This is a genomic window from Stutzerimonas sp. 21-1, from assembly GCF_056336065.1.
Window position 1 is genome coordinate 1,062,072 of sequence record NZ_CM150500.1, and the last position, 22,270, is coordinate 1,084,341.

Annotated in this window: 23 protein-coding genes; 8 read left to right on the forward strand and 15 right to left on the reverse strand. The window is 64.6% G+C overall.

Annotation, left to right across the window (positions count from 1 at the left end):
- Nucleotides 1-73 precede the first annotated feature (73 nt).
- The 5 genes from AC0ZJQ_RS05175 to pdxJ all read left to right on the forward strand — a co-directional run bounded on the left by AC0ZJQ_RS05175 (nucleotide 74) and on the right by pdxJ (nucleotide 3,551).
- Complete coding sequence (locus tag AC0ZJQ_RS05175; protein ID WP_476477406.1) at nucleotides 74-451, forward strand: DUF4845 domain-containing protein; 378 nt, start codon at nucleotides 74-76, stop codon at nucleotides 449-451.
- Nucleotides 448-1,137 (forward strand): ribonuclease III, encoded by a 690-nt coding sequence (gene rnc, locus AC0ZJQ_RS05180; RefSeq protein ID WP_043295942.1) that lies wholly within the window; start codon nucleotides 448-450, stop codon nucleotides 1,135-1,137. The genes AC0ZJQ_RS05175 and rnc overlap by 4 nt, the downstream gene beginning before the upstream one ends.
- Complete coding sequence (era, locus tag AC0ZJQ_RS05185; protein WP_167136237.1) at nucleotides 1,130-2,041, forward strand: GTPase Era; 912 nt, start codon at nucleotides 1,130-1,132, stop codon at nucleotides 2,039-2,041. Before rnc ends, era begins: the two co-directional genes overlap by 8 nt.
- A 69-nt stretch (nucleotides 2,042-2,110) precedes the next feature.
- The gene (gene recO / locus AC0ZJQ_RS05190; protein WP_476477407.1) at nucleotides 2,111-2,812 is read left to right on the forward strand and encodes a DNA repair protein RecO; all 702 of its coding nucleotides are present in this window, start codon (nucleotides 2,111-2,113) and stop codon (nucleotides 2,810-2,812) included.
- The gene (pdxJ, locus tag AC0ZJQ_RS05195) at nucleotides 2,805-3,551 is read left to right on the forward strand and encodes a pyridoxine 5'-phosphate synthase (RefSeq protein WP_178091712.1); all 747 of its coding nucleotides are present in this window, start codon (nucleotides 2,805-2,807) and stop codon (nucleotides 3,549-3,551) included. The genes recO and pdxJ overlap by 8 nt, the downstream gene beginning before the upstream one ends.
- Before the next feature lie 42 nt (nucleotides 3,552-3,593).
- Here pdxJ and cmoB read toward each other — a convergent pair whose 3' ends face one another.
- The 5 genes from cmoB to AC0ZJQ_RS05220 all read right to left on the reverse strand — a co-directional run bounded on the left by cmoB (nucleotide 3,594) and on the right by AC0ZJQ_RS05220 (nucleotide 6,737).
- On the reverse strand, nucleotides 3,594-4,556 hold the full coding sequence (gene cmoB / locus AC0ZJQ_RS05200; RefSeq protein ID WP_476477408.1) for a tRNA 5-methoxyuridine(34)/uridine 5-oxyacetic acid(34) synthase CmoB: 963 nt from the start codon (nucleotides 4,554-4,556) through the stop codon (nucleotides 3,594-3,596).
- Nucleotides 4,553-5,296: a carboxy-S-adenosyl-L-methionine synthase CmoA gene (gene cmoA, locus AC0ZJQ_RS05205; protein WP_237264940.1), complete on the reverse strand. Its 744-nt coding sequence runs from the start codon at nucleotides 5,294-5,296 to the stop codon at nucleotides 4,553-4,555. Before cmoA ends, cmoB begins: the two co-directional genes overlap by 4 nt.
- Nucleotides 5,297-5,358: 62 nt before the next feature.
- The gene (locus AC0ZJQ_RS05210; RefSeq protein ID WP_237264939.1) at nucleotides 5,359-5,928 is read right to left on the reverse strand and encodes a hypothetical protein; all 570 of its coding nucleotides are present in this window, start codon (nucleotides 5,926-5,928) and stop codon (nucleotides 5,359-5,361) included.
- A gap of 106 nt (nucleotides 5,929-6,034) precedes the next feature.
- Nucleotides 6,035-6,439 carry a protease inhibitor I42 family protein gene (locus AC0ZJQ_RS05215; protein ID WP_476477409.1) on the reverse strand — a complete coding sequence of 135 codons (405 nt, stop codon included), beginning with the start codon at nucleotides 6,437-6,439 and terminating at the stop codon, nucleotides 6,035-6,037.
- A gap of 73 nt (nucleotides 6,440-6,512) precedes the next feature.
- Nucleotides 6,513-6,737 (reverse strand): DUF3203 family protein, encoded by a 225-nt coding sequence (locus AC0ZJQ_RS05220; protein WP_476477410.1) that lies wholly within the window; start codon nucleotides 6,735-6,737, stop codon nucleotides 6,513-6,515.
- 226 nt (nucleotides 6,738-6,963) lie between these two features.
- On the opposite strand from AC0ZJQ_RS05220, the gene AC0ZJQ_RS05225 reads away from it, so the two are divergent.
- On the forward strand, nucleotides 6,964-8,988 hold the full coding sequence (locus AC0ZJQ_RS05225) for a TonB-dependent receptor (RefSeq protein ID WP_476477411.1): 2,025 nt from the start codon (nucleotides 6,964-6,966) through the stop codon (nucleotides 8,986-8,988).
- 10 nt (nucleotides 8,989-8,998) lie between these two features.
- Here AC0ZJQ_RS05225 and AC0ZJQ_RS05230 read toward each other — a convergent pair whose 3' ends face one another.
- The gene (locus tag AC0ZJQ_RS05230; RefSeq protein WP_476477412.1) at nucleotides 8,999-9,625 is read right to left on the reverse strand and encodes a TetR/AcrR family transcriptional regulator; all 627 of its coding nucleotides are present in this window, start codon (nucleotides 9,623-9,625) and stop codon (nucleotides 8,999-9,001) included.
- 276 nt (nucleotides 9,626-9,901) lie between these two features.
- Entirely contained in the window at nucleotides 9,902-10,351 is a 450-nt protein-coding gene (locus AC0ZJQ_RS05235) for a DMT family transporter (RefSeq protein ID WP_008566768.1), read from the reverse strand.
- 296 nt (nucleotides 10,352-10,647) lie between these two features.
- On the opposite strand from AC0ZJQ_RS05235, the gene AC0ZJQ_RS05240 reads away from it, so the two are divergent.
- A complete protein-coding gene (locus AC0ZJQ_RS05240) occupies nucleotides 10,648-12,579 on the forward strand; it encodes a methyl-accepting chemotaxis protein (RefSeq protein ID WP_476477413.1) in 1,932 nt (643 codons plus the stop codon).
- Between the two features lie 173 nt (nucleotides 12,580-12,752).
- Here the strand turns inward: AC0ZJQ_RS05240 and AC0ZJQ_RS05245 are convergent, their stop codons facing one another.
- The 8 genes from AC0ZJQ_RS05245 to puuE form a co-directional block, all read right to left on the reverse strand.
- Nucleotides 12,753-13,577, reverse strand: coding sequence for an outer membrane protein OmpK (locus tag AC0ZJQ_RS05245; RefSeq protein WP_476477414.1), 825 nt, complete (start codon nucleotides 13,575-13,577; stop codon nucleotides 12,753-12,755).
- 381 nt (nucleotides 13,578-13,958) lie between these two features.
- Nucleotides 13,959-15,539, reverse strand: coding sequence for a cation:proton antiporter domain-containing protein (locus AC0ZJQ_RS05250; RefSeq protein ID WP_476477415.1), 1,581 nt, complete (start codon nucleotides 15,537-15,539; stop codon nucleotides 13,959-13,961).
- 138 nt (nucleotides 15,540-15,677) lie between these two features.
- Entirely contained in the window at nucleotides 15,678-17,009 is a 1,332-nt protein-coding gene (locus tag AC0ZJQ_RS05255) for a nucleobase:cation symporter-2 family protein (protein ID WP_234301967.1), read from the reverse strand.
- A 134-nt stretch (nucleotides 17,010-17,143) separates the two neighbouring features.
- Nucleotides 17,144-18,373 carry a urate hydroxylase PuuD gene (locus AC0ZJQ_RS05260; protein ID WP_008566762.1) on the reverse strand — a complete coding sequence of 410 codons (1,230 nt, stop codon included), beginning with the start codon at nucleotides 18,371-18,373 and terminating at the stop codon, nucleotides 17,144-17,146.
- Nucleotides 18,374-18,422: 49 nt separating this feature from the next.
- Complete coding sequence (locus AC0ZJQ_RS05265) at nucleotides 18,423-18,926, reverse strand: ureidoglycolate lyase (RefSeq protein WP_008566761.1); 504 nt, start codon at nucleotides 18,924-18,926, stop codon at nucleotides 18,423-18,425.
- Nucleotides 18,927-18,985: 59 nt separating this feature from the next.
- On the reverse strand, nucleotides 18,986-19,981 hold the full coding sequence (gene alc, locus AC0ZJQ_RS05270) for an allantoicase (RefSeq protein WP_476477416.1): 996 nt from the start codon (nucleotides 19,979-19,981) through the stop codon (nucleotides 18,986-18,988).
- Between the two features lie 64 nt (nucleotides 19,982-20,045).
- Nucleotides 20,046-20,561, reverse strand: coding sequence for a 2-oxo-4-hydroxy-4-carboxy-5-ureidoimidazoline decarboxylase (gene uraD / locus AC0ZJQ_RS05275; protein ID WP_008566759.1), 516 nt, complete (start codon nucleotides 20,559-20,561; stop codon nucleotides 20,046-20,048).
- Entirely contained in the window at nucleotides 20,558-21,490 is a 933-nt protein-coding gene (gene puuE, locus AC0ZJQ_RS05280; protein WP_008566758.1) for an allantoinase PuuE, read from the reverse strand. Before puuE ends, uraD begins: the two co-directional genes overlap by 4 nt.
- A 287-nt stretch (nucleotides 21,491-21,777) precedes the next feature.
- Here puuE and uraH point away from each other — a divergent pair, with 287 nt between their 5' ends.
- Nucleotides 21,778-22,131, forward strand: a complete 354-nt coding sequence (gene uraH / locus AC0ZJQ_RS05285; protein WP_138299408.1) for a hydroxyisourate hydrolase — start codon at nucleotides 21,778-21,780, stop codon at nucleotides 22,129-22,131.
- The last annotated feature ends 139 nt before the right edge of the window (nucleotides 22,132-22,270 follow it).

Genomic DNA, 22,270 nt, shown 5'->3' on the forward strand with positions numbered 1-22,270 from the left:
TCCGCGCCAGCACATGGCTGTTTATAGTGGCGCTGCCCCGATCGGTGGGTATCGCAACGACATAGAGGTCGACATGAGTTTTGCGCATTCGCAAAAAGGGCTGTCCATGCTCAGCTGGATCATGGTGTTGGCGCTGGTAGCATTTCTGGCCAGCACGGCATTCAAGATGCTTCCTCACTACTTTGACTACATGTCCATGGACAAAATCATCCAGTCCGTTGAAACCGATACGGCAGCGGAAATCCGCAGCGTGGGCGAGTTCTATACTCATGTCAGCAAGGGCATGCAGGTCAACGGTATTCAGGACATCAATCTGAAAGAAGTACTCAAGGTCGAGATCCAGGAAAACGAATTCCGAGCGCACTTGAAGTACGAAAAACGCGAGCCGCTGATCCGCAATCTCGATCTGGTGGCCAACTTCGACAAACACTATCGCCTAAGGATGCCGTGAGCACTTCGCTAGCCCGCCTCGAGCGCAAGCTCGGCTACCAATTCAAGGATCAGGAGCTGATGCTTCTGGCGCTGACCCATCGCAGCTACGCCGGGCGCAATAATGAGCGCCTGGAGTTTCTTGGGGATGCGATCCTCAACTTCATCGCTGGCGAAGCACTGTTTCATCACTTTACCCAGGCGCGGGAAGGTCAGCTGTCGCGGCTGCGGGCGCGTCTGGTGAAAGGCGAGACCCTGGCGGTGCTGGCGCGTGGTTTCGAACTCGGCGACCACCTCCGGCTGGGCTCCGGCGAACTCAAGAGCGGTGGTTTTCGCCGTGAATCCATTCTTGCCGATACTCTTGAAGCGCTGATCGGGGCCATCTACCTGGATGCCGGCATGGAGGCCGCGCGCGAGCGCGTTCTCGCCTGGCTGGCCAATGAGCTGCAGGGTCTGACTCTGGTCGATACCAACAAGGATCCGAAAACGCGACTGCAGGAGTTTCTGCAATCCCGCGCCTGCGAGTTGCCGCGTTACGAGGTGGTGGATATCCAGGGCGAGCCGCACTGCCGAACGTTCTACGTGGAATGCCAGGTGGCGCTGCTGGTGGACAAGACGCGCGGGCAGGGCGCCAGTCGCCGCATCGCTGAACAGGTTGCTGCGGCAGCCGCACTGATCGCCCTCGGCGTGGAGAACGGAAATGACTGACCAACAGCTGCAATCGGAAAACGTCAGTCGTTGTGGTTATGTGGCCATCGTCGGGCGGCCGAACGTCGGCAAGTCGACGCTGCTGAACCACATTCTCGGGCAGAAACTGGCGATCACCTCGCGCAAGCCGCAGACCACCCGCCACAACATGCTCGGGATCAAGACCGAAGGTGCTGTGCAGGCGGTCTACGTCGATACGCCCGGTCTGCACAAGAACGGCGAGACGGCGCTCAATCGCTACATGAACCGCACCGCCGCCTCGGCGCTGAAGGATGTCGACGTGGTTATCTTCGTCGTCGACCGCACGCGCTGGACGGACGAAGATCAGGCCGTGCTCGAACGGGTTCAGTACGTTACCGGGCCGTTGATCGTTGCGGTGAATAAGACCGACCGCATCGAAGACAAGGCTGAGCTGCTGCCGCACCTGCGCTGGCTCGCCGAGCAACTGCCGAATGCGGAGATCGTGCCGATTTCCGCGCAGCATGGGCAGAACCTTGAAACACTGGAGCAACTCGTTGCCGAGCGGCTGCCGGAGGGCGAGCACTTCTTCCCGGAAGATCAGATCACCGATCGCAGCAGTCGCTTCCTCGCCGCTGAACTGGTGCGCGAAAAGATCATGCGTCAGCTCGGCGCCGAGGTGCCGTACCAGATCACCGTGGAGATCGAGGACTTCAAGCAGGAAGGCCCCGTCCTGCATATCCACGCACTCATTCTGGTAGAGCGCGACGGGCAGAAGAAGATCATCATCGGCGACAAGGGCGAGCGCATCAAGCGCATCGGCCAGGAAGCGCGCAAGGACATGGAGGTGCTGTTCGACTCCAAGGTCATGCTGAACCTGTGGGTCAAGGTGAAAGGCGGCTGGTCCGACGACGAGCGCGCGCTGCATTCGCTGGGTTATAACTGACGCCCTAGCGACGAGCCCCACCAGCGGCAGGCGCGCTCACTGCCGGCTCTACGCGAGCGTCACTGATCGATGGATTTCACCTCTCCCCAGCCTGCCTTCGTTCTGCACAGCCGGCCCTACAAGGAAAGCAGCGCGCTGGTCGATCTGCTCACCCCGCAGGGAAGGCTGCGCGCGGTCATGCGTGCGGCCCGCGGGAAGGCCGGCAGTCTGATTCGCCCCTTCGTCTCGCTGGAGGTGGAGCTTCGCGGCAAATCGGACCTCAAGACCATCGCTCGCCTCGAAGGCGTGGGGCCGGCTCATTGGCTCGATGGTCAGGCGCTGTTCGGCGGGCTGTACCTCAACGAATTGCTGATCCGCTTGCTGCCAGCCGAGGATGCCCATCCGGCGCTATTTGAGCATTACGTGGCCACGCTGCCGGCGCTGGCGGCGCACCGGCCGCTGGAACCGTTGCTGCGAGCGTTCGAATGGCGTCTGCTCGGCGAGCTGGGCTATGGTTTCGCCCTTGCGACCGATATCGCTGGCCGGCCGATCGAGCCGCAGCGTCTCTACCGGCTGCTGCCTGACGCCGGACTCGAATCGGTCGAGTCGTTCCAGCCAGGGTTGTTCAGCGGAGCCGAGTTGCTGGCGATGGCCGAGGCCGACTGGCAGGTGCCCGGCGCGCTCGCTGCCGCCAAGCGACTGATGCGTCAGGCCCTGGCACCGCATCTGGGCGGTCGACCGTTGGTCAGCCGCGAACTGTTCATGAATCTGAAGGAGGCCCCGCGTGACTGAAGCCAATCGAATTCTGCTCGGCGTCAACGTCGATCATGTTGCTACGCTGCGCCAAGCGCGTGGCACGCGCTACCCGGATCCGGTCAAGGCGGCGCTGGATGCCGAAGAAGCCGGGGCTGACGGCATTACCGTGCATCTGCGCGAGGATCGCCGGCATATCCAGGAACGTGACGTGCTGCTGATGAAGGACGCCCTGCAGACGCGGATGAACTTCGAGATGGGCGTCACCGAGGCCATGCTCGCCTTTGCCGAGCAGCTGCGCCCGGAGCATGTCTGTCTGGTGCCGGAAACCCGTCAGGAACTGACGACCGAAGGTGGGTTGGATGTCGCCGGCCAGGAAGCGCGTATCCGCGCTGCGGTCGAGCGCCTGCATGCTTGCGGCGCGGAGGTTTCGCTGTTTATCGATGCCGACCCGAGGCAGATCGAGGCGGCGGCGCGCATCGGGGCGCCAGCCATCGAGTTGCATACCGGCCGCTATGCCGACGCGCACGGTGCAGCCGAGCGTGCCTGCGAGCTGGCGCGCATCCGGGAAGGCGTCGAGGCCGGGCTCAGTCACGGACTGATCGTCAATGCCGGGCACGGGCTGCATTATCACAACACCGAGGCGATCGCCGCGATCCGCGGAATCAACGAGCTGAACATCGGCCACGCCATCGTTGCGCATGCGCTGTTCGTCGGGTTCAAGCAGGCGGTAGCGGAAATGAAGCAGTTGATACTCGCGGCCGCCGCGCGGGGTTGAGCCGGTGCGCAGCGGCGGAAAAGAGCTTCGCGCGTTTTTCGCCTACGGCTTGCGCGCCAGTAACACGGCGCGCATGGGCGCCGGCAGGCCCTCCACGGTCCTGCTATGGTCCTGCGGATCGAGAAAGTCGGGAAGCGACTGGTAGCGCATCCATTCGGTGCTGCGCTGTTCTTCGACGCGGGTCACGCTGACATCCACGCAGCGCACGTCGACGAAGCCAGCCCGGCGCAGCCAGAGTTCCAGTGCGGACACTGAAGGTAGGAACCAGACGTTGCGCATCTGCGCGTAACGGTCCTCGGGCACCAGCGCGGTGTTTTCGTCGCCGTCGACCACCAGTGTCTCCAGCACCAGTTCGCCGCCCCGGATCAGACAGTCCTTCAGGTCGAGCAGGTGGTCGATGGGCGAGCGGCGGTGGTAGAGCACTCCCATGGAGAATACGGTCTCGAAGCCTTCGAGCCTCGCGGGTAACTCTTCCAGCGCGAACGGCAGGTGCCACACCGGCAGCTCCGGCAGGTAACGCTTCATCGCATGGAACTGGCAGAAGAACAGCCAGTTGGGATCGACGCCGACCACACTGTCGGCGCCGGCGCCGAGCATGCGCCACATGTAGTAGCCGTTGCCGCAGCCGACATCGAGGATGCGCTTGCCGACCAGATCCAAATGCGGTGCGACACGCTGCCACTTCCAGTCCGAGCGCCACTCGGTATCCACATGTACGCCGAACACCTCGAACGGCCCCTTGCGCCAAGGCGAGAGTCCCATCAGGGCTTCGCGGGTCGCCTGACGGGTCGCGTCGTCGCAACCAGCCTCCAGACGAAAACCGTCACGCAGTTCGATTGCCGCAGGCGTCAGCGCGGGCAGCGCGTCGACGGCGCGGCGCCAGCGTGGCAAGTCGCCGTGGCCGATTTCCAGCTTGGCGTTCAGTTGCTGCTGCACGCCATTGGCCCAGGCGGCCAGGGGAGTGCCGGCCAGGCGCCAGGCGAGGGGAGTCAGGTCGAGATTCATGGCAGGGCGATCAGCGAGGCGAAGTTCAGGCACTGGAACCAGGGCACAACCTTGGAGAAACCGGCATCCAACAGGCGCTGGCGATGGACTTCCAGGCTGTCCGGCTTCATCACGTTCTCGATGGCACTGCGCTTCTGCGCGATTTCCAGTTCGCTGTAGCCGTTGGCGCGTTTGAAGGCGATATGCAGGTCGGTGAGCAGCTGCTGTTCGCCTTCATCGGCGAAACGCAGCTTCTCCGAGAGGATCAGCGCACCGCCCGACACCAGTGCCCGGCGAATGGCGCCGAGTAGTGCGGGACGCTGCTCGGGGGCGATGAACTGCAGGGTGAAATTCAGCGCAACCAGCGAGCTCGGCTGAAATTCTAGCGCGAGGATGTCGCACTCGATCACCTCGACCGGAAGCAGCTCCTGGAACATGGAATCCTGTGCATGCAGGTACTCGCGGCAGCGCTCGACCATGGCCGCGGAGTTGTCCACGGCCAGCACCCGGCAGTTGTCGGCCTTCACATGGCGGCGCAGCGCCTGGGTCACCGCGCCCAGCGAACAGCCCAGGTCGTACAGGTAGGTGTTTGGCTGGGCGAACTGCGCGGCGATCACGCCGATGTTCTCGACGATCGCCGGATAGCCAGGTACCGAGCGCTTGATCATGTCCGGGAAGACGCGCACCACGTCCTCGTTGAACACGAAATCGGCGACCCGCGCCTGAGGGGTGGCGTAGATGCGGTCGGGGAGTTGCGTCACGGCTGCATTCCGGGCTAAGCAAAAAAGGCGCGCATTTTAGCCCAAGTGCAGCGCCCGTTCGCTCATTTCAGCTGATCGGAAAGAAACTCGCCGGCACCCTGCAGCGGCCCCAACGGGTTGCGCTGGACCTGATAACGACGGATCTGCGGCTCGCCGTTGCTGACCTTGTGCACCAGCACGTCGTCCACCAGGACGAACACGGCGCGCAGGTTCCAGCCCTGCACCTGGCGATTCTTGCGGAAGTTCAGCACGTCCGCCCAGAAGCTGCCGACGCGCTGGCTGTCGGTCTGGGTGAACTCGAAGGCGTAGCCGTTGCAGCGTTCCTTGGCCTCCAGACAGCGGACCAGGCTGTCCGGCAGGTAATCGATGGGAATGTTCGGTTGCACGAACAGCATGCGCACGTCGAGGAACGAGAGGATCCGGCCATTGCCACCTTGCTGCGGATCGAAGCCGAGGGTGAACAGCTCGCTGCGCGTGGTGCGACCGGGAATGGCGCGCTCGAAGCTGGTTTCGGCGTCCAGATAATCGCGGAAAGTCGAACTGACCTCCGCTCGCTCGCTGGGTAGCAGGTTGCCGCAACCGGCCAGCAGGACCAGTGCGCAGCACAACGGGTACGCTCTGAAGCCGTCCATTTCCCTTTCCCCCGACAGCTGACGATCCCTGTGTTTGGTATAGGCGATTTTCCGGGTTTCTGCCGGGCGGAAGCGGGGGCGGCTGTGAGTGGTTTGGCTTGGCAGGCTACCGATCGACGCGGATGCGGCAGTCCAGCGTTTGGGCCGGGGCGACACCGATTTCCCATGGTCGGGCGTAATCGAGGGCGAGCAGGGCCTCTCCGGGCGCCACGGCGCGGAAACGCCAGGTCGATACGCCGGCGCTGCCCACCAGGCCTGCTTCCTCGGGCACCGTGTACACCTCGGGACCGAGCAGTTTCAGCTGCGGCGCGCCGTCAGCGCGCAGGGTCCAACGAAAGCCGGTGGTGGGGTTGCTCGGCAGGCGCAGGTTGAACTCCTGGCCGGCGCTCAACCGCAGCGGCTGACAATGGCTCGGATGGTTCTCCAGCGTCAACGTGCTGGGTGCTTGCTGCGCACAGGCGCTGAGCAGCAGCGCGGCGGTGGGAACGAACGCACGACGGGGAAAGGACATGGACGGCACCGGTTGCAGGGGAGTGCCAAGGATAGCCGTCCTGCCGATGCGGCCCCAAGCCCCAGCCGCTGGGTCAGTCGTCGACGATCAGGTTGGTGCGGTCGTCCTTGGCGCCCGCGGCGATCAGGTGTTCGGCCTGTTCTTCGGGCACATGGATGCTCGCGCCGTCTATGTGCAGGACCGACATGCGCGCCTGCGGGTCGGTGCTGACGCGGGTATCGGCGACGGCGCAGCGGTGCGTGTGGCCGGCGATCACGGCGGTGCAAGTGTCGCTGGTGGTGTCGATTTGAACGCTCATGTCGGTGTCTCCTCGGGTGGTCGGTGAAGCGCATGGGCCGTAGCTGTTTCTCTTCGGACCGCCGATACCCGCGCCGGGTTGTACGTGCGGAGGGAAAAAGATTCTTAATTGATACGATATAACATGTTAGATTCTCCGCCCCGCGCCACCGCGCCTGCCTTCTGGAAGAGGCGGCGCGCTGCCTTTTCGCGGTTCTGCAAGCAACCGTCACAGTCTGGAGAGTCACATGAAATCGAAGCTTCACCCCCTGGCCTGGGCCATCGGTCTTGCGCTGCCGGCGTCTGTCTGGGGTGCCGATCCGCTCGAACTGCAACCGGTGGTGGTAAGCGCCAGCGGGCTGGATAGACAGAGCCACGAGATGACCACGCCGGCTGCGGTCATGGAGGGGGACGAACTGCTGCTGCGCCGCGAGGCAACCCTCGGTGAAACGTTGGAAAGCCTGCCCGGGGTGCGTTCCAGCAGTTTCGGCGCCGGTGTGGGCAGGCCGGTGATTCGCGGGCTGGATGGCGCGCGGGTCAAGGTACTGAGCGACGGTGTGGAGCTGCTCGATGCATCGACCATCAGCCCCGACCATGCGGTGACTAGCGAACCGCTGCTGGCCGAGCGCATCGAGGTGCTCAAAGGACCGGCAGCGTTGCTGTATGGCGGCGGTGCCATTGGCGGCGTGGTCAACGTGATCGACCGGAAGATTCCCACCTACATCCCGGAGAAGGGCTACGAAGGCGAGCTCGAGCTACGTGCCAACAGCGTGGCAAACGAAGGCGCCGGCGTGTTCGGCATCACTGCCGGCAGCGGCAACTTCGCCGTGCGTGCCGAAGGCACCAAGCGCCAGGCCGACGAGTACGAGATCCCGGGTTCGCCGAACAAGCAGGCCGGCTCCTACAACGACACCGACAGCTTCACTCTGGGCGCCAGCTACATCGGCGAGCGCGGCTACCTGGGCGCGGCCTACGGCGAACAGAACAATCGCTACGGGCTGCTGGCCCACGAGCATGCCGACTGCCACACCCACGGCAGCGATTGGCACTGCGGCGGCCATGACGATCATGACGATCATGACGACGAGCACGACCATGATCACGAAGGCGCGGTGCCCTACGTCGACATGCGGCAGAAGCGCTGGGACCTGCGCGGCGAACTCAGCGACCCGCTACCGGGCTTCGCACTGGCACGCCTGCGCGTCGGCCACAGCAACTACCAGCACGAGGAGATTGAGGGCGGTGAAGTCGGCACCCGTTTCACCAACGACGCCACCGATGCGCGTCTGGAACTCACGCACCAGCCGCTGTTCGGCTGGCGCGGTGTACTCGGTGCGCAGACCCTGCGGCGTGACTTCGAGGCGCTCGGCGAAGAGGCTTACATACCGCAGACGCTGACGCGCAACCACGGCCTGTTCCTGCTCGAGGAGTACACCGCGGGAGCCTGGCGCTACGAGCTTGGCCTGCGGCACGAATGGCAGGACATCGACGCCGACGGCCGCCCGGATACCGATCACAGTGGCACTTCGCTGTCCGCCGGCGCGGTGTGGACGTTCGTCCCGCAGTACTCGCTGGGCTTCTCGCTGTCGCGCTCGCAGCGCCTGCCCAGCGCCGAGGAGCTGTACGCCAACGGTCCGCATGCCGCCACGCGTACCGTCGAGCTGGGCAATCTCGATCTGGAAGAAGAAACCTCGCACAACGCCGAGCTGACCCTGCGCAAGTTCGCCGGACGCACCACGTTCAGCTTCAGCCTGTTCCGCAATCAGGTGGATGACTTCATCTATGCCGCCGACACTGGCCACGACATCGGCGGCGGCTACCGCGAAATCGAATACCGCCAGCAGGACGCGGTGCTGACCGGCGCGGAAGGCGAGGTACGTTTCCAGGCCACTGACGCCACCGCCTTCACCCTGTTCGGCGACCATGTGCGCGGCAAATTGCGTGATGGCGGCGGCGACCTGCCGCGCATTCCGGCCGACCGCCTGGGCGTGCGGCTGGACCAGAGCTTCACCCCGGCGCTCAACGGCCAGCTGGAGTTCTACCGCGTGCAGCGTCAGGACGAACTGGCCGACTACGAAAGCGAAACCGGCGGCTACAACATGCTCGGCGCCAGCCTCGGTTACAGCGGCTCGCTGGAGCAGACCGACTACCTGCTCTATCTGAAAGCCAACAACCTGCTCGACGAGAAGGCGCGTCAGCACACCTCCTTCATCAAGGACGAGGTGCTGCTACCGGGCTGCAACCTGACCGTGGGTGTGCGGCTGGCGTTCTGATCCTCAGGCGTCACGCAGACGGTGCGGCTGGCTCGGTGATTTCGCAGCCTTTGAGGACCAGGCGGATGATGGTTTCGGCGGCGGCGTCATAGTCGGCGTCGTCGAGCTGCGCCTTGCCGGTGACGGTGCTGATCTGCCAGTCGAAATCGGCATAGGTCTGCGTCGCCGCCCAGATGCTGAACAGCAGGTGATGAGGGGCGATCCGGCTCATCAGGCCCTGATCGATCCAGCGCTGGATGCAGGCGATGTTGTGCGCCGCCTGCGCATTGAGCTGGGCGGTGCGCTCCGGCGACAGGTGCGGCGCGCCATGCATGATCTCGCTGGCGAACACCTTCGAGGCGCAGGCGTGGTCGCGCGAGATGCGGATCTTGGTGCGGATGTAGGCGCGCAGCACATCCGCCGGGTGGCCCGGCTGGTTGAACGGTGCCGAGGCCTCCAGCAAAGGCTCGACGATGCTCTCCAGCACCTCCCGGTAGAGGTTTTCCTTCGACTTGAAGTAATAGTAGACGTTGGGCTTGGGCAGCCCGGCGCGCGCGGCGATGTCGCTGGTCTTGGTGGCGGCGAAGCCCTTCTCGGCGAATTCCTCGCTGGCGGCACGCAGGATCAGTTCTTTGTTGCGCTCTCGGATACTGGACATGGATTGTTCGATTTCCGCGGCGGGGCCGGTCGGTACCGACCCGGGACTGCTCAATGACGAGCGCTGGGCAAAAGTGCGGAAATTCTGCTGCAGCGAGGCGGTTCCAACAAGGGCGAACTGCAGGGGCGATTCGGCACCCGAGTGCGCTCAGTCAGGTGTACAGCTTTTTCCTCTCATCAATCACTGCGATACGAACCCGCGCGCGACCGGCGATGCGCTGCGTTGCGCACCGGCATACCAGCACGGCACGCAGGTGCTTGATGCGGAGTCGTGCGGTCATCCGCGCCGGATCAGCCAGACGCCGGTGAACACCAGCAGCATGCCGCCCACCTTGCTCAGGCTGATCGGCGCCTGGCGATAGCCGGCCCAGCCGAACTGGTCGAGCAGCAGCGCCATCAGCAATTGCCCGGCCAGCAGCGACGCCATGAACAGCGAGGCGCCCACGCGTGGCGCGGCGTACGCCGCCGTGGCGATGAGAAAGACACCGAGCAGGCCGCTGCTCCAGTGCCACCAGGTGATTCCGCGCAGCCCCTGCAGCGTGGGCGGATCGCGCTGGAACAGCACGATGCACAGCAGCGCCAGCGTGCCGACGGCGAACGACACCAGCGCGGCGTTCATCACGCTGGAGAGCTGGCGTGCCACCTCGCCATTCATCCCGGCCTGCAGCGGCAACATCGCACCCGCGAGCAGGGGAAGGGCGAGTAGCCACCAGGCAGGCATCGGCATCGAAATTCTCCAGACAAAGTTTATTAAGATTGTATACATTAATATCGTTGAGAGGTTCCACTCATCGGACAACGCTTCCGCAGGTAGTGTCGTGACGAGCGCGCTATCCCATTGGTGGTGTTCGGCGCGCAAACCGGATATGCCCCATCAACCCTTGACCGCATGGGGTTTGGTAATGGACGAGCGGTCTCAAGTAAACGCTTGCGCAGGCCGATAGCGACTTACCGAGCTGTGCTCTCGGTATACAAGATTGTCCACAGAATAATCGTTAATACCTATAAAGTCGGAGTCATGCCATGCGCTTCATGCAACGCAGTATCCAATGGCAGTTGGCTGTCAGCATGGGCGCGGCCCTGTTGGCCAGCCTGTTGATCGTGATCCTGGTGTATGCCTCGGCCGTCGACCGGCTTGCCGAGCGCTACCTGATCGGCGAAGCCCTGCCAGCCAACATCACCGCCATCCGCAACGATATCGAGCGCACGCTCAGCGGGCCGGTTACCGCAACGGCCGGGATTGCCGGCAATACGCTGGTGCATGACTGGCTTGCGGCCGGCGAGGACGCGAGCGAGGCGCAGGCCATCGGCCGCTACCTGCAAGGTGTGAAGACGCAGCAGAACGCACTGACGACCTCGATCGCCGTGCTCGACAGCGGCCACTACTATTCCGAGACCGGCCTGAGCCGCACGTTGTCGCGCGCAGCGGCCGGCGACGCCTGGTTCTACAGCCTGATCGACAGCGGCGTGGATAAACGCTTCGAGATCGACATCGACAAGACCACTCGCCAGCCGACGCTGTTCATCAACCAGCGCATCAGCGCCAATGGCCGCACCCTCGGCGTCGCCGGATTGGGCTACAGCCTGAGCAGCATGTCCGAGCTGGTGGCCAATTTCCGCTTCGGCGAGCGTGGCGAGGTGTATCTGGTCGGTGCCGACGGCCGGGTCAAGGTGCATCCGCGCAACGAAAACAACGACCGCGTGGCGCTGGCCGAGCTGACCGGCGATACGGCGGCCGGCGAACTGCGCAGCGGCGGCGGCAAGGTGGTGCGCTTCGAGCGCGACGGCGAGGCATTCCTGGCGATGGCGCAGCCGCTGGAAGCGCTCGGCTGGTGGCTGGTCAGCGAGGTGCCCGAAGCCGAGATCTTCGGCGAAGCACGGCGCACGCTGTGGATCACCAGCCTGATCGGTGCGGCCGTCGGGCTGGCGTTCCTTGGCGTGATCGTGCTGCTGGCGCGCGGGTTGGTGCGACCGATCCGCCAGGTAACCGCGGCGCTGGTGGAGATCGGCGGCGGCGGTGGTGACCTGACGCGGCGTCTCGATGAAAGCCGAGCCGATGAGTTGGGCGACCTGGCGCGCGGCTTCAACCGCTTTCTCGGTAGCCTGCGTGAACTGATCGGCGATGTGCTTACCACCAGCGAGCGGCTGCGCAGCGCCGTCGGCCAGGTCGCGCAGGTGGTCGACAACACCGCCACGCGTGCCGGCCGCCAGCACGAGATGACCGACATGGTGGCCACCGCCGTGCATGAAATGGGGCTGACCGTGCAGGAGATCGCGCGTAATGCCAGCAGCGCGGCGCAGGCTTCGCAAGGCGCGCGTGACGAGGCCGTGCAGGCGCGCCGGGTGGTCGGCGAGTCGATCGCGCATATCGAGAAGATGTCCGGCGAGATCGGCGAGGCGGCCGGCTCGGTGACCGAACTGGCGCAGCAGGTGGCGTCGATCGATCAGGTGCTGGCGGTTATCCGGGGCATTTCCGAGCAGACCAACCTGCTGGCGCTGAACGCGGCCATCGAGGCGGCACGGGCGGGCGAGATGGGCCGTGGTTTCGCCGTGGTCGCCGACGAGGTGCGCACGCTGGCCAGCCGCACGCAGGGCTCGACCGACGAGATCCAGCAGATGATCCAGCGGCTCAAGAGCGGCGCCGACAATGCCGTCGCCTCGATGCACGCCGGGCAGGCAGCCACCGGCACCGGTGTGCAGGCCAGCCAGCGCACCGGTCAGTCGCTGGGCGCGATCACCGAGCAGGTCGAGGCCATCAGTGACATGAACACCCAGGTTGCCGCGGCGACCGAGGAGCAGAGCAGTGTCACCGAGGAGATCACCCGTAACGTGCAGGGTATCGCCGACCTGGCCCAGGCCACGGCGCGCGATGTACAGGCCTGCCGCAGCGACTGCCAGGCGTTGTCGCAGCTGGCCGAGGACCTCGGGCGGCAGATGGGGAGTTTCCGGTTGTAAGGGGTTGCTGGTGGGCTGGTAGGGGCGGATTGCCGGCGCGTGGCGACCGCTTTGCAGCACGCTGATTACCGAGTGCGCTCGGTAATCGTGCTCTACGACAACACTGGCCGAACCACGAAAAAGGCGACCCGCAGGTCGCCTTTTTCTTTGCCGCATCCGGCCCGCATCAGACCTTAGAAATGCGCCTTGACGATGGCGCTGAAGGTGTTCTGATCAGTCTTGCCGACGAAGTTGCGGCTGACGTAGCCGCCGTCCTCGATGCCGTACTTGTCCGACCAGTAGTCATACTCGATACCGACATAGAGCCGCCCCGGGGTGTAGTCCAGCGCCTTGCCCAGGTCGTACTTGATCTGCGGCACGATGTGCAGGTTCCGCGAGATGAAGTCGCCGCGCCGTTCGGAGCCGGCGTCGTTGATCACCCAGTCGATGAAGCCGTCGAAGAGGATGTCCGACTTGCCTACCGGGAAGGTCATCGCCCAGGTCGGAGTCAGCTGCCACTGGCCGGAGGGTTTGCCAGTGCTGCCGTCGGGCTTGCGGTAGTAGAGGTTCAGGGCCAGGCGGTCGAAGCCGGGTACGTTGAGGTCCACCGCCGGGCCGAGCAGGTAGTTCTGGTTCGGGGTGCCGTCGGCCTGGCTTTCGCCACGCTCGTAGGTAGCGGCGATCAGCACGTCCTTGATCGGGCCGAACGACAAGTCCTGGCCGCTGATCTTGCCCAGCGACAGGCGCGGGCTGAACTCGCCGTAGTAGGTGTGGCCGTCGTTGCCGTTGGGGCCGTTGTACCAGATGTTGTCGACGAACAGGAACATGTCACCCCAGGTCCAGCCGCTGGCGTGCTCGAAGGTGATGGTCTGTTGGGTGTCCGGGTCGATCTTGTAATCCTTGCCGTACAGGTAGGTCAGGCTGTTGTCCTGCCAGAGCAGCGCATCACCGGCCATCGCGGGGGCGGCGAGAAGGCTGCCGGCGAGGGCGAGGCAGAGCGGGGCGGTCTTGAAATGCATGGTGGTGGTCCCTGTGGAAATCTTCGTGCGTGAAGCCGGGCAGTGAGCGGCGCGTATTGTCGGTGATGCGCCGGGCGGCGCAAGGGCGCGAAGCGATGGCGCCGCGAACGCATCGTCGGAAGACGAGGATGCGTGGAAGAAATCGGGCGGGTGGGCATGGGCTGCTCGGCCGGTACGGCGATGGCGAGCGGCAGCGCTGCGGATTGCGGTCATGGTTAAGCCTGCCTTATTTGTTGTTGTTCGGCTTGAGAGGCTTCACGGCGCCTCCGACACCCGCGCGCCGCACAGCGAGAGGGAACGCGGGATGGGCAGACTATAACAACCTGTGCACAGTGTTTTAAACAACAAGATGTACGGATTGTGCACAATTATTCCTGCCGTTCATCCGACCAATCGTTCGGCGGCGGGCCGCACCTCTTCGGGCAGCAATTCCCGCGCGACGTTCTCGGCGAGGCCGGTGCCGGCTTCGGTCATGGTCAGGTAGGTGTGATCGGCGCCGGCCGCCTGGATGCGTTCGGCGATGTCTTCGTACAGCGCGTGGGAGACGATCAGCCCCTTGAAGCCGATCGAGCGCAGCTTGGTGGTGGAGATAATCTTCGCCTCGGCATCGTTCATCGCCAGCACCACGGCCTTCACGTCGTTCATCTGCAGGTTCTGCCAGAACATCTGGTCCTCGGCGTCGGCGAAGAACACGTTGCGGCCTTCGGCGACGTTGCGCTCGACCATCACCGGGTCGGAGTCCAGGCTGACCAGGCGAAATCCTTTGCGCAGCAGGTGATCGTAGGCAGCGCGCCCGGTCCGGCCCATGCCCATCACCAGGATTTGCGCATCGCCCAGCGACACCGGCTGCTCGTCGGGATGGCGGGTATTGCGTTCCAGCGGGATCAGCCATTTGGCCAGGCGTTCATAGGCCGGGTGGACGATACGGTTGAGCTGCGCGGAGATCACGAACGACAGCGCCACGCTGATCGCCAGCGGCGTCAGCCATTGCGGCAATACCACACTGGCGACGATCAGGCCGAATTCGCTGTAGTTGGTCAGGCTCGAGGCGCTGAGGAACGCGCTGCGTGCGCGCAGGCGGAAGCTGAGGAACAGGAAGAAGAACAGCATGCCCTTGAGCGGCAGCAGCAGCGCCACGACCGTGGCGAAGATCATCGCGTTGGTATCCGGCAGGCCGCCGATGCCGATCTGCAGGAAGAAGCCGACCAGGAACACTTCCTTGATCGCCCACAGCGAGTTGGAAAGTTCGGTGGCGCGCTTGTGCTTGGCGAGCATGGCGCCGAAGGCCAGCGCACCGAGTTCCGAACTCAGCCCGACCGCCTCGAAACCCATGCCGCCAACCACCAGCGCCAGCATCAGGCCGAGCAGGACCAACAGCTCCTCGTGGCCGCTGTGATCGAGCAGGCGGAACAGCAGCGGACGCAGCAGCGGCAGCAGAAATACCAGCAGCGCCCAGGGCGACGGCACCTGGCCCGCCGCCAGGCTCATCACCACCAGCGCAATGAGGTCCTGGATGATCAGCACGCCGATCGCCACCCGGCCGTGGAAGGCCTTCAGTTCGCGCTTGCCTTCCAGCACCTTGGCCGCCAGCACGGTGCTGGAGAACGACAGCGCGATGGCCAGCAGCAGGCTCTCCTGCCAGCTGGCATCGAAGACCAGCACGATCGCCGGCAGCACCAGCACGCTGGAAATGGCGAAGTGCAGCAGGCTGCCGCCGATCACCTCGCGGCGCGCCAGGTTGCCCAACTTGAGCTTGAGGCCGACGGTGAACAGCAGCAACAGCACGCCAAGGTGCGCGAGATGCTGGAGGATCACGCCGTCCTGGCGGCCGACGCCGACGTGCTCGCCCACTGCCGCCAGGGCGAAGCCGGCGCCCAGGTAGCCGATCAGCGGCGGCAGGCCGATGGCGCGGGCGATCAGGCCCAGGGTGAAGGCGAAGGCGATCCAGCTGGCTTCAATCATCGGGGAAGGTGTCCGGCGGCGGTGGCGGGGCGCGCATTTTAGCCAAGCCGGCGAATCCGTGGATGATCGATCGCAATTCGTTTTCGCGAAAAGTACGAAGCCCGCCAATGGCGGGCTTCGTGATCGACGGGCGGGGTACTAGTGGCTGGCGCCGGTGAGCAGGCTGCGCTCGGTACCGCCGAGCACGTTGAACAGCAGGTTGAGCGTCACCGCGCTGATGGTCGCCACGGCGATGCCGCTATGGGTGATCGGCTCCATCCACTGCGGCAGCTGGGCGAAGAACTCCGGACGGATCACCGGCACCATGCCCAGGCCGATGCTCACGGCCACCAGCAGCTGGTTGCGCCGGTCGGCGATGTCGGCTTCCTGGAGAATCTTGATGCCGGTGGCGGCAACCATGCCGAACATGGCGATGCCGGCGCCGCCGAGTACCGCGGCCGGAATCGAGGCAACCAGAAACGCCGCCTTGGGCAGCAGGCTGAGGCTGATCAGGATGACCCCGGCCAGTGCCGTGACATAGCGGCTGCGCACGCCGGTCATCTGCACCAGGCCGATGTTCTGCGCGAACGAGGAGTGGGTGAAGGTGTTCATGAAGCCGGCGAAGAAGGTCGCGCCAGCGTCGCACAGCAGCCCGCGGCGCAGGCGCTGTGGGTCGACGCTTTCGCCGGTGATCTTCCCGAGCGCGAGGAACATGCCCGCCGACTCGACGAAGATGATCACCACCACCAGGCACATCGACAGGATCGGCGCGAGCGAGAAGGTCGGCGCGCCGAAGTGGTTCGGCGTCACCACCTGCAGCCCCGGCGTCTGCGCCAGCCCGGACAGATCGACCATCCCCAGCATGCCGGCCAGCACGTAGCCCAGCGCCATGCCGATCAGCACCGAGACATTGACCCAGAAGCCGCGCATGAACTGGTTGATCAGCAGGATCGTGACCAGCACCGCAGTCGCCACGCCCAGGTAGTGCAGCGCGCCGAACTGCGTCGCGCCGCTGCCGCCGCCGGCCCAGTTGACCGCCACCGGGAACAGCGAGAGGCCGATCGAGGTGATCACCGTGCCGGTTACCAGTGGCGGGAAGAAGCGCACGATCTTGCAGACGAAGGGGGCGATCAGCAGGCCGAACAGGCCGGCCGCGATGGTCGCGCCGAAGATGCCGGTGAGACCGACGCCGGGCATGCCGGCCATCACCACCATGCTGCTCACCGCGGCGAAGCTGGCGCCCATCATCACCGGCATGCGGATGCCGGCCGGGCCGATCCCCAGCGATTGCACCAGCGTGGCGATGCCCGCCACCAGCAGGTCGGCATTGATCAGCAGGGCGATCTCCTCGCGCGACAGGCCGGCCGCCTGGCCGATGATCAGCGGCACGGCAACGGCGCCGCCGTACATCAGCAGCACGTGCTGCAGGCTCACCAGCAGCAGTTGCAGGGGCGGCAACCGCCGCTCGGCGGGCGGATTCTGGTCGTTCATCAAAACACCTCGGGCGATTCTTGTTGTTGGCTTTCGCGATAGCGCCCTCGAGAAGGGGCCGGGTATTTCGTCGTGCAGCGTTGGCTTTTATAGGAATGATCGGGCCGTACCCGAAGAGGTACGGCCCGGGGGTGTCACTCGATGCTGGCGCCCTGGGCGATCCAGCTGGCAAGCAGGTCTCGCTCGTCCTGCGTCATCTGAGTGATGTTGCCCAGCGGCATGATCTGGCTGGCGACGCTCTGCGCATGGATGCGCGCGGCCTGCTGACGGATCTGCTCAGGGGTATCGAACATCACGCCAGCCGGCGCCGCACTGAACATCGGACTGCTCGGATTGGCCGAATGGCAGACGGTGCAGCGCTCGTGGATCACCTCGGTGACCTCCTCGAACATCGAGCTCTGCGCATGGGCGGCGGCCGCTGCGCTGGCGCGTTCGGCCGGGGTGGCGGCGAGGTTCGGCGCGGTCGGCTGGCGATTCGGCGTGGTGACGAAGGCGAGGCAGACCATGCCGACGGCTGCTGCCGGCAGTGCCCAGGCGAAGCGGTTGCTGTCGTGGCGGGTGTTGAAGAAGTGCCGCACCAGGACCGAGAGTGCCGCCAGACCGGCGAGGATCAGCCAGTTGTACTGACTGCCGTAGGTGCTCGGGAAGTGGTTGCTGATCATGATGAACAGCACCGGCAGGGTGAAGTAGTTGTTGTGCCGCGAGCGCAGCAGGCCCTTGGCCGGCAGCACCGGGTCAGGCGTGCGGTTCTGCTCGATGGCGGCGACCAGTGCGCGCTGCGCCGGCATGATGATGCGGAACACGTTGCCGACCATGATGGTGCCGAGCAGCGCGCCGGTGTGGATGTAGGCCGCGCGGCCGCTGAAGATCTGCGTGTAGCCCCAGCAGGCGGTGATCACCAGCACGAACAGTACCAGGCCGAGCAGCGCCGGGGTCTTGCCCAACGGCGAATCGCAGAGCAGGTCATAGATGAACCAGCCGACGATCAGCGAACCGAAGCCGATGGCCACCGCAGCGGCGGGGGACAGCTCGACGCCCGGTGCGATCAGGTACAGGCTCGGGTTGAGGTAGTAGACCACCAGCAGCAGGGCGACGCCCGACAGCCAGGTGGTGTAGGCCTCCCACTTGAACCAGTGCAGGTTCTCCGGCATCTGCGGGGGAGCCAGCTTGTATTTCTCCAGATGGTAGATACCGCCGCCGTGGATGGCCCAGAGGTCACCCGACAGCCCTTCGCGCGGGTTGCTGCGGTTGAGGTTGTTCTCCAGCCAGACGAAATAGAACGAAGCACCGATCCAGGCGATGCCGACGATCATGTGAATCCAGCGGATTCCCAGGTTTAGCCATTCGGTCAGATGAGCATCCATTTTTACGCACCTCTTCCCGACCTTCGCAGAGAACGGTCGGGCTTTCTTATTAGGGTTGGGGGTCGAGGAGGAGTTGCTGATCCTCTGTAAAGAAGTACTCGTCGCAGTTGTTGCCAGAACCGCTGCGATCGACCACCAGGAATTCATCCCGCTTTTCGATCGTCAGCACCGGGTGGTGCCAGACGCCGCGGTGGTAATTGACGCCCTGCCTGCCATTGCTGGCGAATGCGCGGACGTGGCCCGGTACAGGTGCATCGCCAAGTGGCGCGACCACGACCAGAAAGGGGTTGCCGTGCAGCGGCACGAAGGCCTGGCTGCCCAGCGGATGACGCTCCAGCATGCGGATGACCAGCGGCATCTCCAGCGCTTCGGCGGCGAAGATGCTGATGATGGCGCGATCGTCCGGCTGTGCGGTCTGCACCGTCGCCAGCTTGTGATAGCGGCGGGTGGAGCCGTTGTTGATCATGAAATAGTCGCTGCCCTCGGTCTCGATGACGTCGCCGAAGGGGGCGAAGGCTTCCTTGGTCAGCGGTTCGATGGTCAGCGTACGCATGGCATTCTCGTTAGTTATGGGATGGATGGCAGGGCGACGCGCGCCGCCCTACCCGTGGCTCAGCGGGCCACCTTGCCGAACAGGCGCAGTCGGCTGACGCCGCCGTCCGGGAAGATGTTCAGGCGCACGTGGGTTACCGGGCCGAGCTTGGCGATCTGCTCGACGAACTCGTGCTCGGCATGCATGGAGAGCTTCTGGCTCGGCAGCAGTTCGCGCCAGAACAGGCTCTGCGTCTCGATCTGGCTGTCGGTGCCGCCCTTCACGTAGGCCGCCTGGATGGTGCAGCTGTCCGGGTAGTTGCCCTTGAAGTGCAGGGTATCGACGATGATGCGCTCGATCTGGCCCGGATGGCCGAGGGCGACGATGACCCAGTCATTGCCCGGCGTGCGGCGGCGGGCGGTTTCCCAGCCGTCACCCATGTTCTCGCCGCGGTTCGGGTTGAGGATGTTGCTCATGCGGCCGAAGTGCTCGTCGGAGCAGGCCAGCGCGCGACCGCCGTTGAGCGCGGCGGCCAGGTCGACCTGCTCGTTGTTGCCGATGCTCGACCAGTCGCGATAGGGGATGCCGTGTACGCGCAGGCGCGCCACGCCGCCGTCCGGGTAGATGTTGAAACGCAGGTGGCTGACCGGCTGCTCGCAGGCGATCTCGTGGTAGTGGTGGCTGTCGCCCTTGAGGTCCACCGCCGGGAGGATTTCCGTCCAGACCGTGTCATCGCTCGGATCACCCTCGGCGACGAAGCAGGCTTCCAGCGAGGCCGACGGCGGTACGTTGCCACGGAAGAAGCTGGTGTCGATGTCCACGCCCTTGATCCAGCCCGGCACGCCGAGGCGGATCACCGCATGGTCGTAACCCTCGAAGCGCTTGCGGCGCGACTCCCAGCCGTCCATCCACTTGCCGTTGTCATCGAACACGCCCTCCTTCCATACGGCCGGACCGGGCTGGAACATCCGGTTGACATCGGCGAACCAGTCATCGGTGACGGAAATGGCACGGGTGCCCAGGCGGGCGTCGGCCAGGTTGACGTATTTTTCGAAGGGTGCGGCGTAAGCTTTCATGTCATCTGCCCTGATTGGAATTGAGCGGTTTCTGCCTTTGTTGCCTGTGTTGCGGTATTGCCTGTTACATCGCCTCCAGCCGGAACCGGGCGATCTTGTTGATCTCCGCCAGCGCCCGGGCGAATTCCTGCTCGGGGCTGTTGTGGATGCGCTCCTCGAACGCGGCGAGGATCTGGTGCCGGTCGCTGCCCTTGACCGCCATGATGAAGGGGAAGCCGAACCTGGCCTTGTACGCATCGTTGAGTTCGGTGAAGCGGGCGAACTCCTCGGCGGTGCATTCGTGGATGCCGGCGCCGGCCTGCTCGCTGGTGCTGGCGGCGGTCAGCTCGCCGCGAATCGCGGCCTTGCCGGCGAGGTCCGGGTGAGCGTTGACCAGCGCCAGTTGGGTGGCGTGGTCGGCGGCGAGCATCACCTGCGACAGGCGGCGGTGCATGACCTCGACGTCGTCCAGCGTGGCGTCGACGCCGGCGTCGAAGACGGTTTCGGCGACCCACGGCGAGTGCTCGTAGACATCGGCAAAGGCGGCGACGAAGGCGTCGCGGTCGAGAGTCGAAGGCTTGATGGTCTTGAACGCGCTCATGCGTTGCGCTCCGCAGTCATGGGGTGAGTGGCGTGCCAGTGGCGGGCGATATCGACGCGGCGGGCGAACCAGACCTTCTCATGGCCCTTCACGTAGTCGATGAAGCGGGCCAGCGCGGCCATGCGCGCCGGGCGCCCGAGCAGGCGGCAGTGCATGCCGATGGTCAGCATCTTCGGCGCGCCTTCGCAGCCTTCGGCATAGAGCACGTCGAAGGCATCCTTCAGGTAATTGAAGAAGTCGTCGCCGCTGTTGAAGCCCTGCACCTGGGTGAAGCGCATGTCGTTGGTGTCCAGCGTGTAGGGAATCACCAGATGCGGTTTGACCGGCGCCGAATCGGGGTCCCAGTAGGGCAGGTCGTCGTCGTAGGTGTCGGAGTCATAGAGGAAGCCGCCTTCCTCGCGTACCAGGCGCCGGGTGTTGGGGCTGGTGCGGCCGGTGTACCAGCCCAGCGGGCGTTCCCCGGTCAGTTCGGTGAGGATGCGGATCGCCTCGAGCATGTGCTCGCGCTCCTCGGCCTCGTCCATGTACTGGTAGTCGATCCAGCGGTAGCCGTGGCTGCAGATCTCGTGGCCGTCGGCGACCATCGCCTTGATCACCTCTGGATGACGCTGGGCGGCCATCGCGACGGCGAAGATGGTCAGCGGAATGTCGTGGCGCTTGAACAGCCGGAGCAGACGCCACACGCCGGCGCGGCTGCCGTATTCATAGAGCGATTCCATGCTCATGTGGCGCACGCCCTGCAACGGCTGCGCGGCGACCATCTCGGAGAGGAAGGCCTCGGATTCCTTGTCGCCATGCAGCACGCAGCGTTCGCCGCCTTCCTCGTAATTGAGTACGAAGGACAGGGCGATGCGGGCCTCGCCTGGCCATTGGGGATGGGGCGGGTTGCTGGCGTAACCGATTAGGTCGCGGGGGTAGTCGGCGCTCACGGCGATGGGTCCTGTATGGCGGGTCGCAGCAGCGCGACCGGATGGCCTGATTGTATACAAAATAGATTACCCAATGTAAACCATAAAAACGCCGAGCGTGCCGCCTGCCGTCTTATGGCAGTCTGCTATATACCGCTGGCTTAAGCGCTGCCGATGCGATGGGTGATAGGGCGGAGGGTGGAAAGCGTGGCGTGTCTTTTGTGTATACAAAATATACGAATATTGTCTTGAATATTTTGCGCCGGCTTGGCTATCCTCAACCCACTTTCAAACAAGCGGAGGTGCTCGTGGGACGTTTGACCACACATGTACTGGATGCGGCGCACGGTTGTCCGGGTAGCGGCATCAAGGTGACGCTGTTTCGCGTCGAGGGGCAGGGCCTGGAGCTGGTCGCCACCCGCGAAACCAATGCCGACGGCCGCTGCGACAGCCCCTTGCTGGAAGGGGGCGATTACCGCTCGGGCGTCTACCAGCTGCATTTCCAGGCGGGCGATTACTACCGGCGCCGCGGTGTGACGCTGGGAGCGCCGGCGTTTCTCGATGAAGTGGTGCTCCGGTTCGGCATCGATGCCGGGCAGGATCACTATCACGTGCCGCTGCTGATTTCGCCGTATAGCTATTCCACCTATCGGGGTAGCTGATTCCGTTTGCCGTGCAATGACTCTCCCTGAGTCCCTTTTTACCCGCCCTTGTGGCGGGTTTTTTATGGGGGGTGGAGGCGCGCGGTGTGGGCTACAGGTCGCGCGTTGCTCGGCGTTAGCTTCCTATGGTGTCGGTGAA

Bases quoted from the DNA above. Each gene is read 5' to 3' on its own strand.
- AC0ZJQ_RS05225 (WP_476477411.1), top strand. From the start codon at position 6,964: ATGAAATCGAAGCTTCACCCCCTGGCCTGGGCCATCGGTCTTGCGCTG.
- AC0ZJQ_RS05265 (WP_008566761.1), bottom strand. From the start codon at position 18,926: ATGCGTACGCTGACCATCGAACCGCTGACCAAGGAAGCCTTCGCCCCC.
- AC0ZJQ_RS05260 (WP_008566762.1), bottom strand. From the start codon at position 18,373: ATGGATGCTCATCTGACCGAATGGCTAAACCTGGGAATCCGCTGGATT.
- AC0ZJQ_RS05210 (WP_237264939.1), bottom strand. From the start codon at position 5,928: ATGGACGGCTTCAGAGCGTACCCGTTGTGCTGCGCACTGGTCCTGCTG.
- recO (WP_476477407.1), top strand. From the start codon at position 2,111: ATGGATTTCACCTCTCCCCAGCCTGCCTTCGTTCTGCACAGCCGGCCC.
- AC0ZJQ_RS05175 (WP_476477406.1), top strand. From the start codon at position 74: ATGAGTTTTGCGCATTCGCAAAAAGGGCTGTCCATGCTCAGCTGGATC.
- AC0ZJQ_RS05245 (WP_476477414.1), bottom strand. From the start codon at position 13,577: ATGCATTTCAAGACCGCCCCGCTCTGCCTCGCCCTCGCCGGCAGCCTT.
- alc (WP_476477416.1), bottom strand. From the start codon at position 19,981: ATGAAAGCTTACGCCGCACCCTTCGAAAAATACGTCAACCTGGCCGAC.
- era (WP_167136237.1), top strand. From the start codon at position 1,130: ATGACTGACCAACAGCTGCAATCGGAAAACGTCAGTCGTTGTGGTTAT.
- uraD (WP_008566759.1), bottom strand. From the start codon at position 20,561: ATGAGCGCGTTCAAGACCATCAAGCCTTCGACTCTCGACCGCGACGCC.
- AC0ZJQ_RS05220 (WP_476477410.1), bottom strand. From the start codon at position 6,737: ATGAGCGTTCAAATCGACACCACCAGCGACACTTGCACCGCCGTGATC.
- AC0ZJQ_RS05255 (WP_234301967.1), bottom strand. From the start codon at position 17,009: ATGAACGACCAGAATCCGCCCGCCGAGCGGCGGTTGCCGCCCCTGCAA.
- AC0ZJQ_RS05235 (WP_008566768.1), bottom strand. From the start codon at position 10,351: ATGCCGATGCCTGCCTGGTGGCTACTCGCCCTTCCCCTGCTCGCGGGT.
- AC0ZJQ_RS05240 (WP_476477413.1), top strand. From the start codon at position 10,648: ATGCGCTTCATGCAACGCAGTATCCAATGGCAGTTGGCTGTCAGCATG.
- cmoB (WP_476477408.1), bottom strand. From the start codon at position 4,556: ATGAATCTCGACCTGACTCCCCTCGCCTGGCGCCTGGCCGGCACTCCC.
- AC0ZJQ_RS05230 (WP_476477412.1), bottom strand. From the start codon at position 9,625: ATGTCCAGTATCCGAGAGCGCAACAAAGAACTGATCCTGCGTGCCGCC.
- AC0ZJQ_RS05215 (WP_476477409.1), bottom strand. From the start codon at position 6,439: ATGTCCTTTCCCCGTCGTGCGTTCGTTCCCACCGCCGCGCTGCTGCTC.
- AC0ZJQ_RS05250 (WP_476477415.1), bottom strand. From the start codon at position 15,539: ATGATTGAAGCCAGCTGGATCGCCTTCGCCTTCACCCTGGGCCTGATC.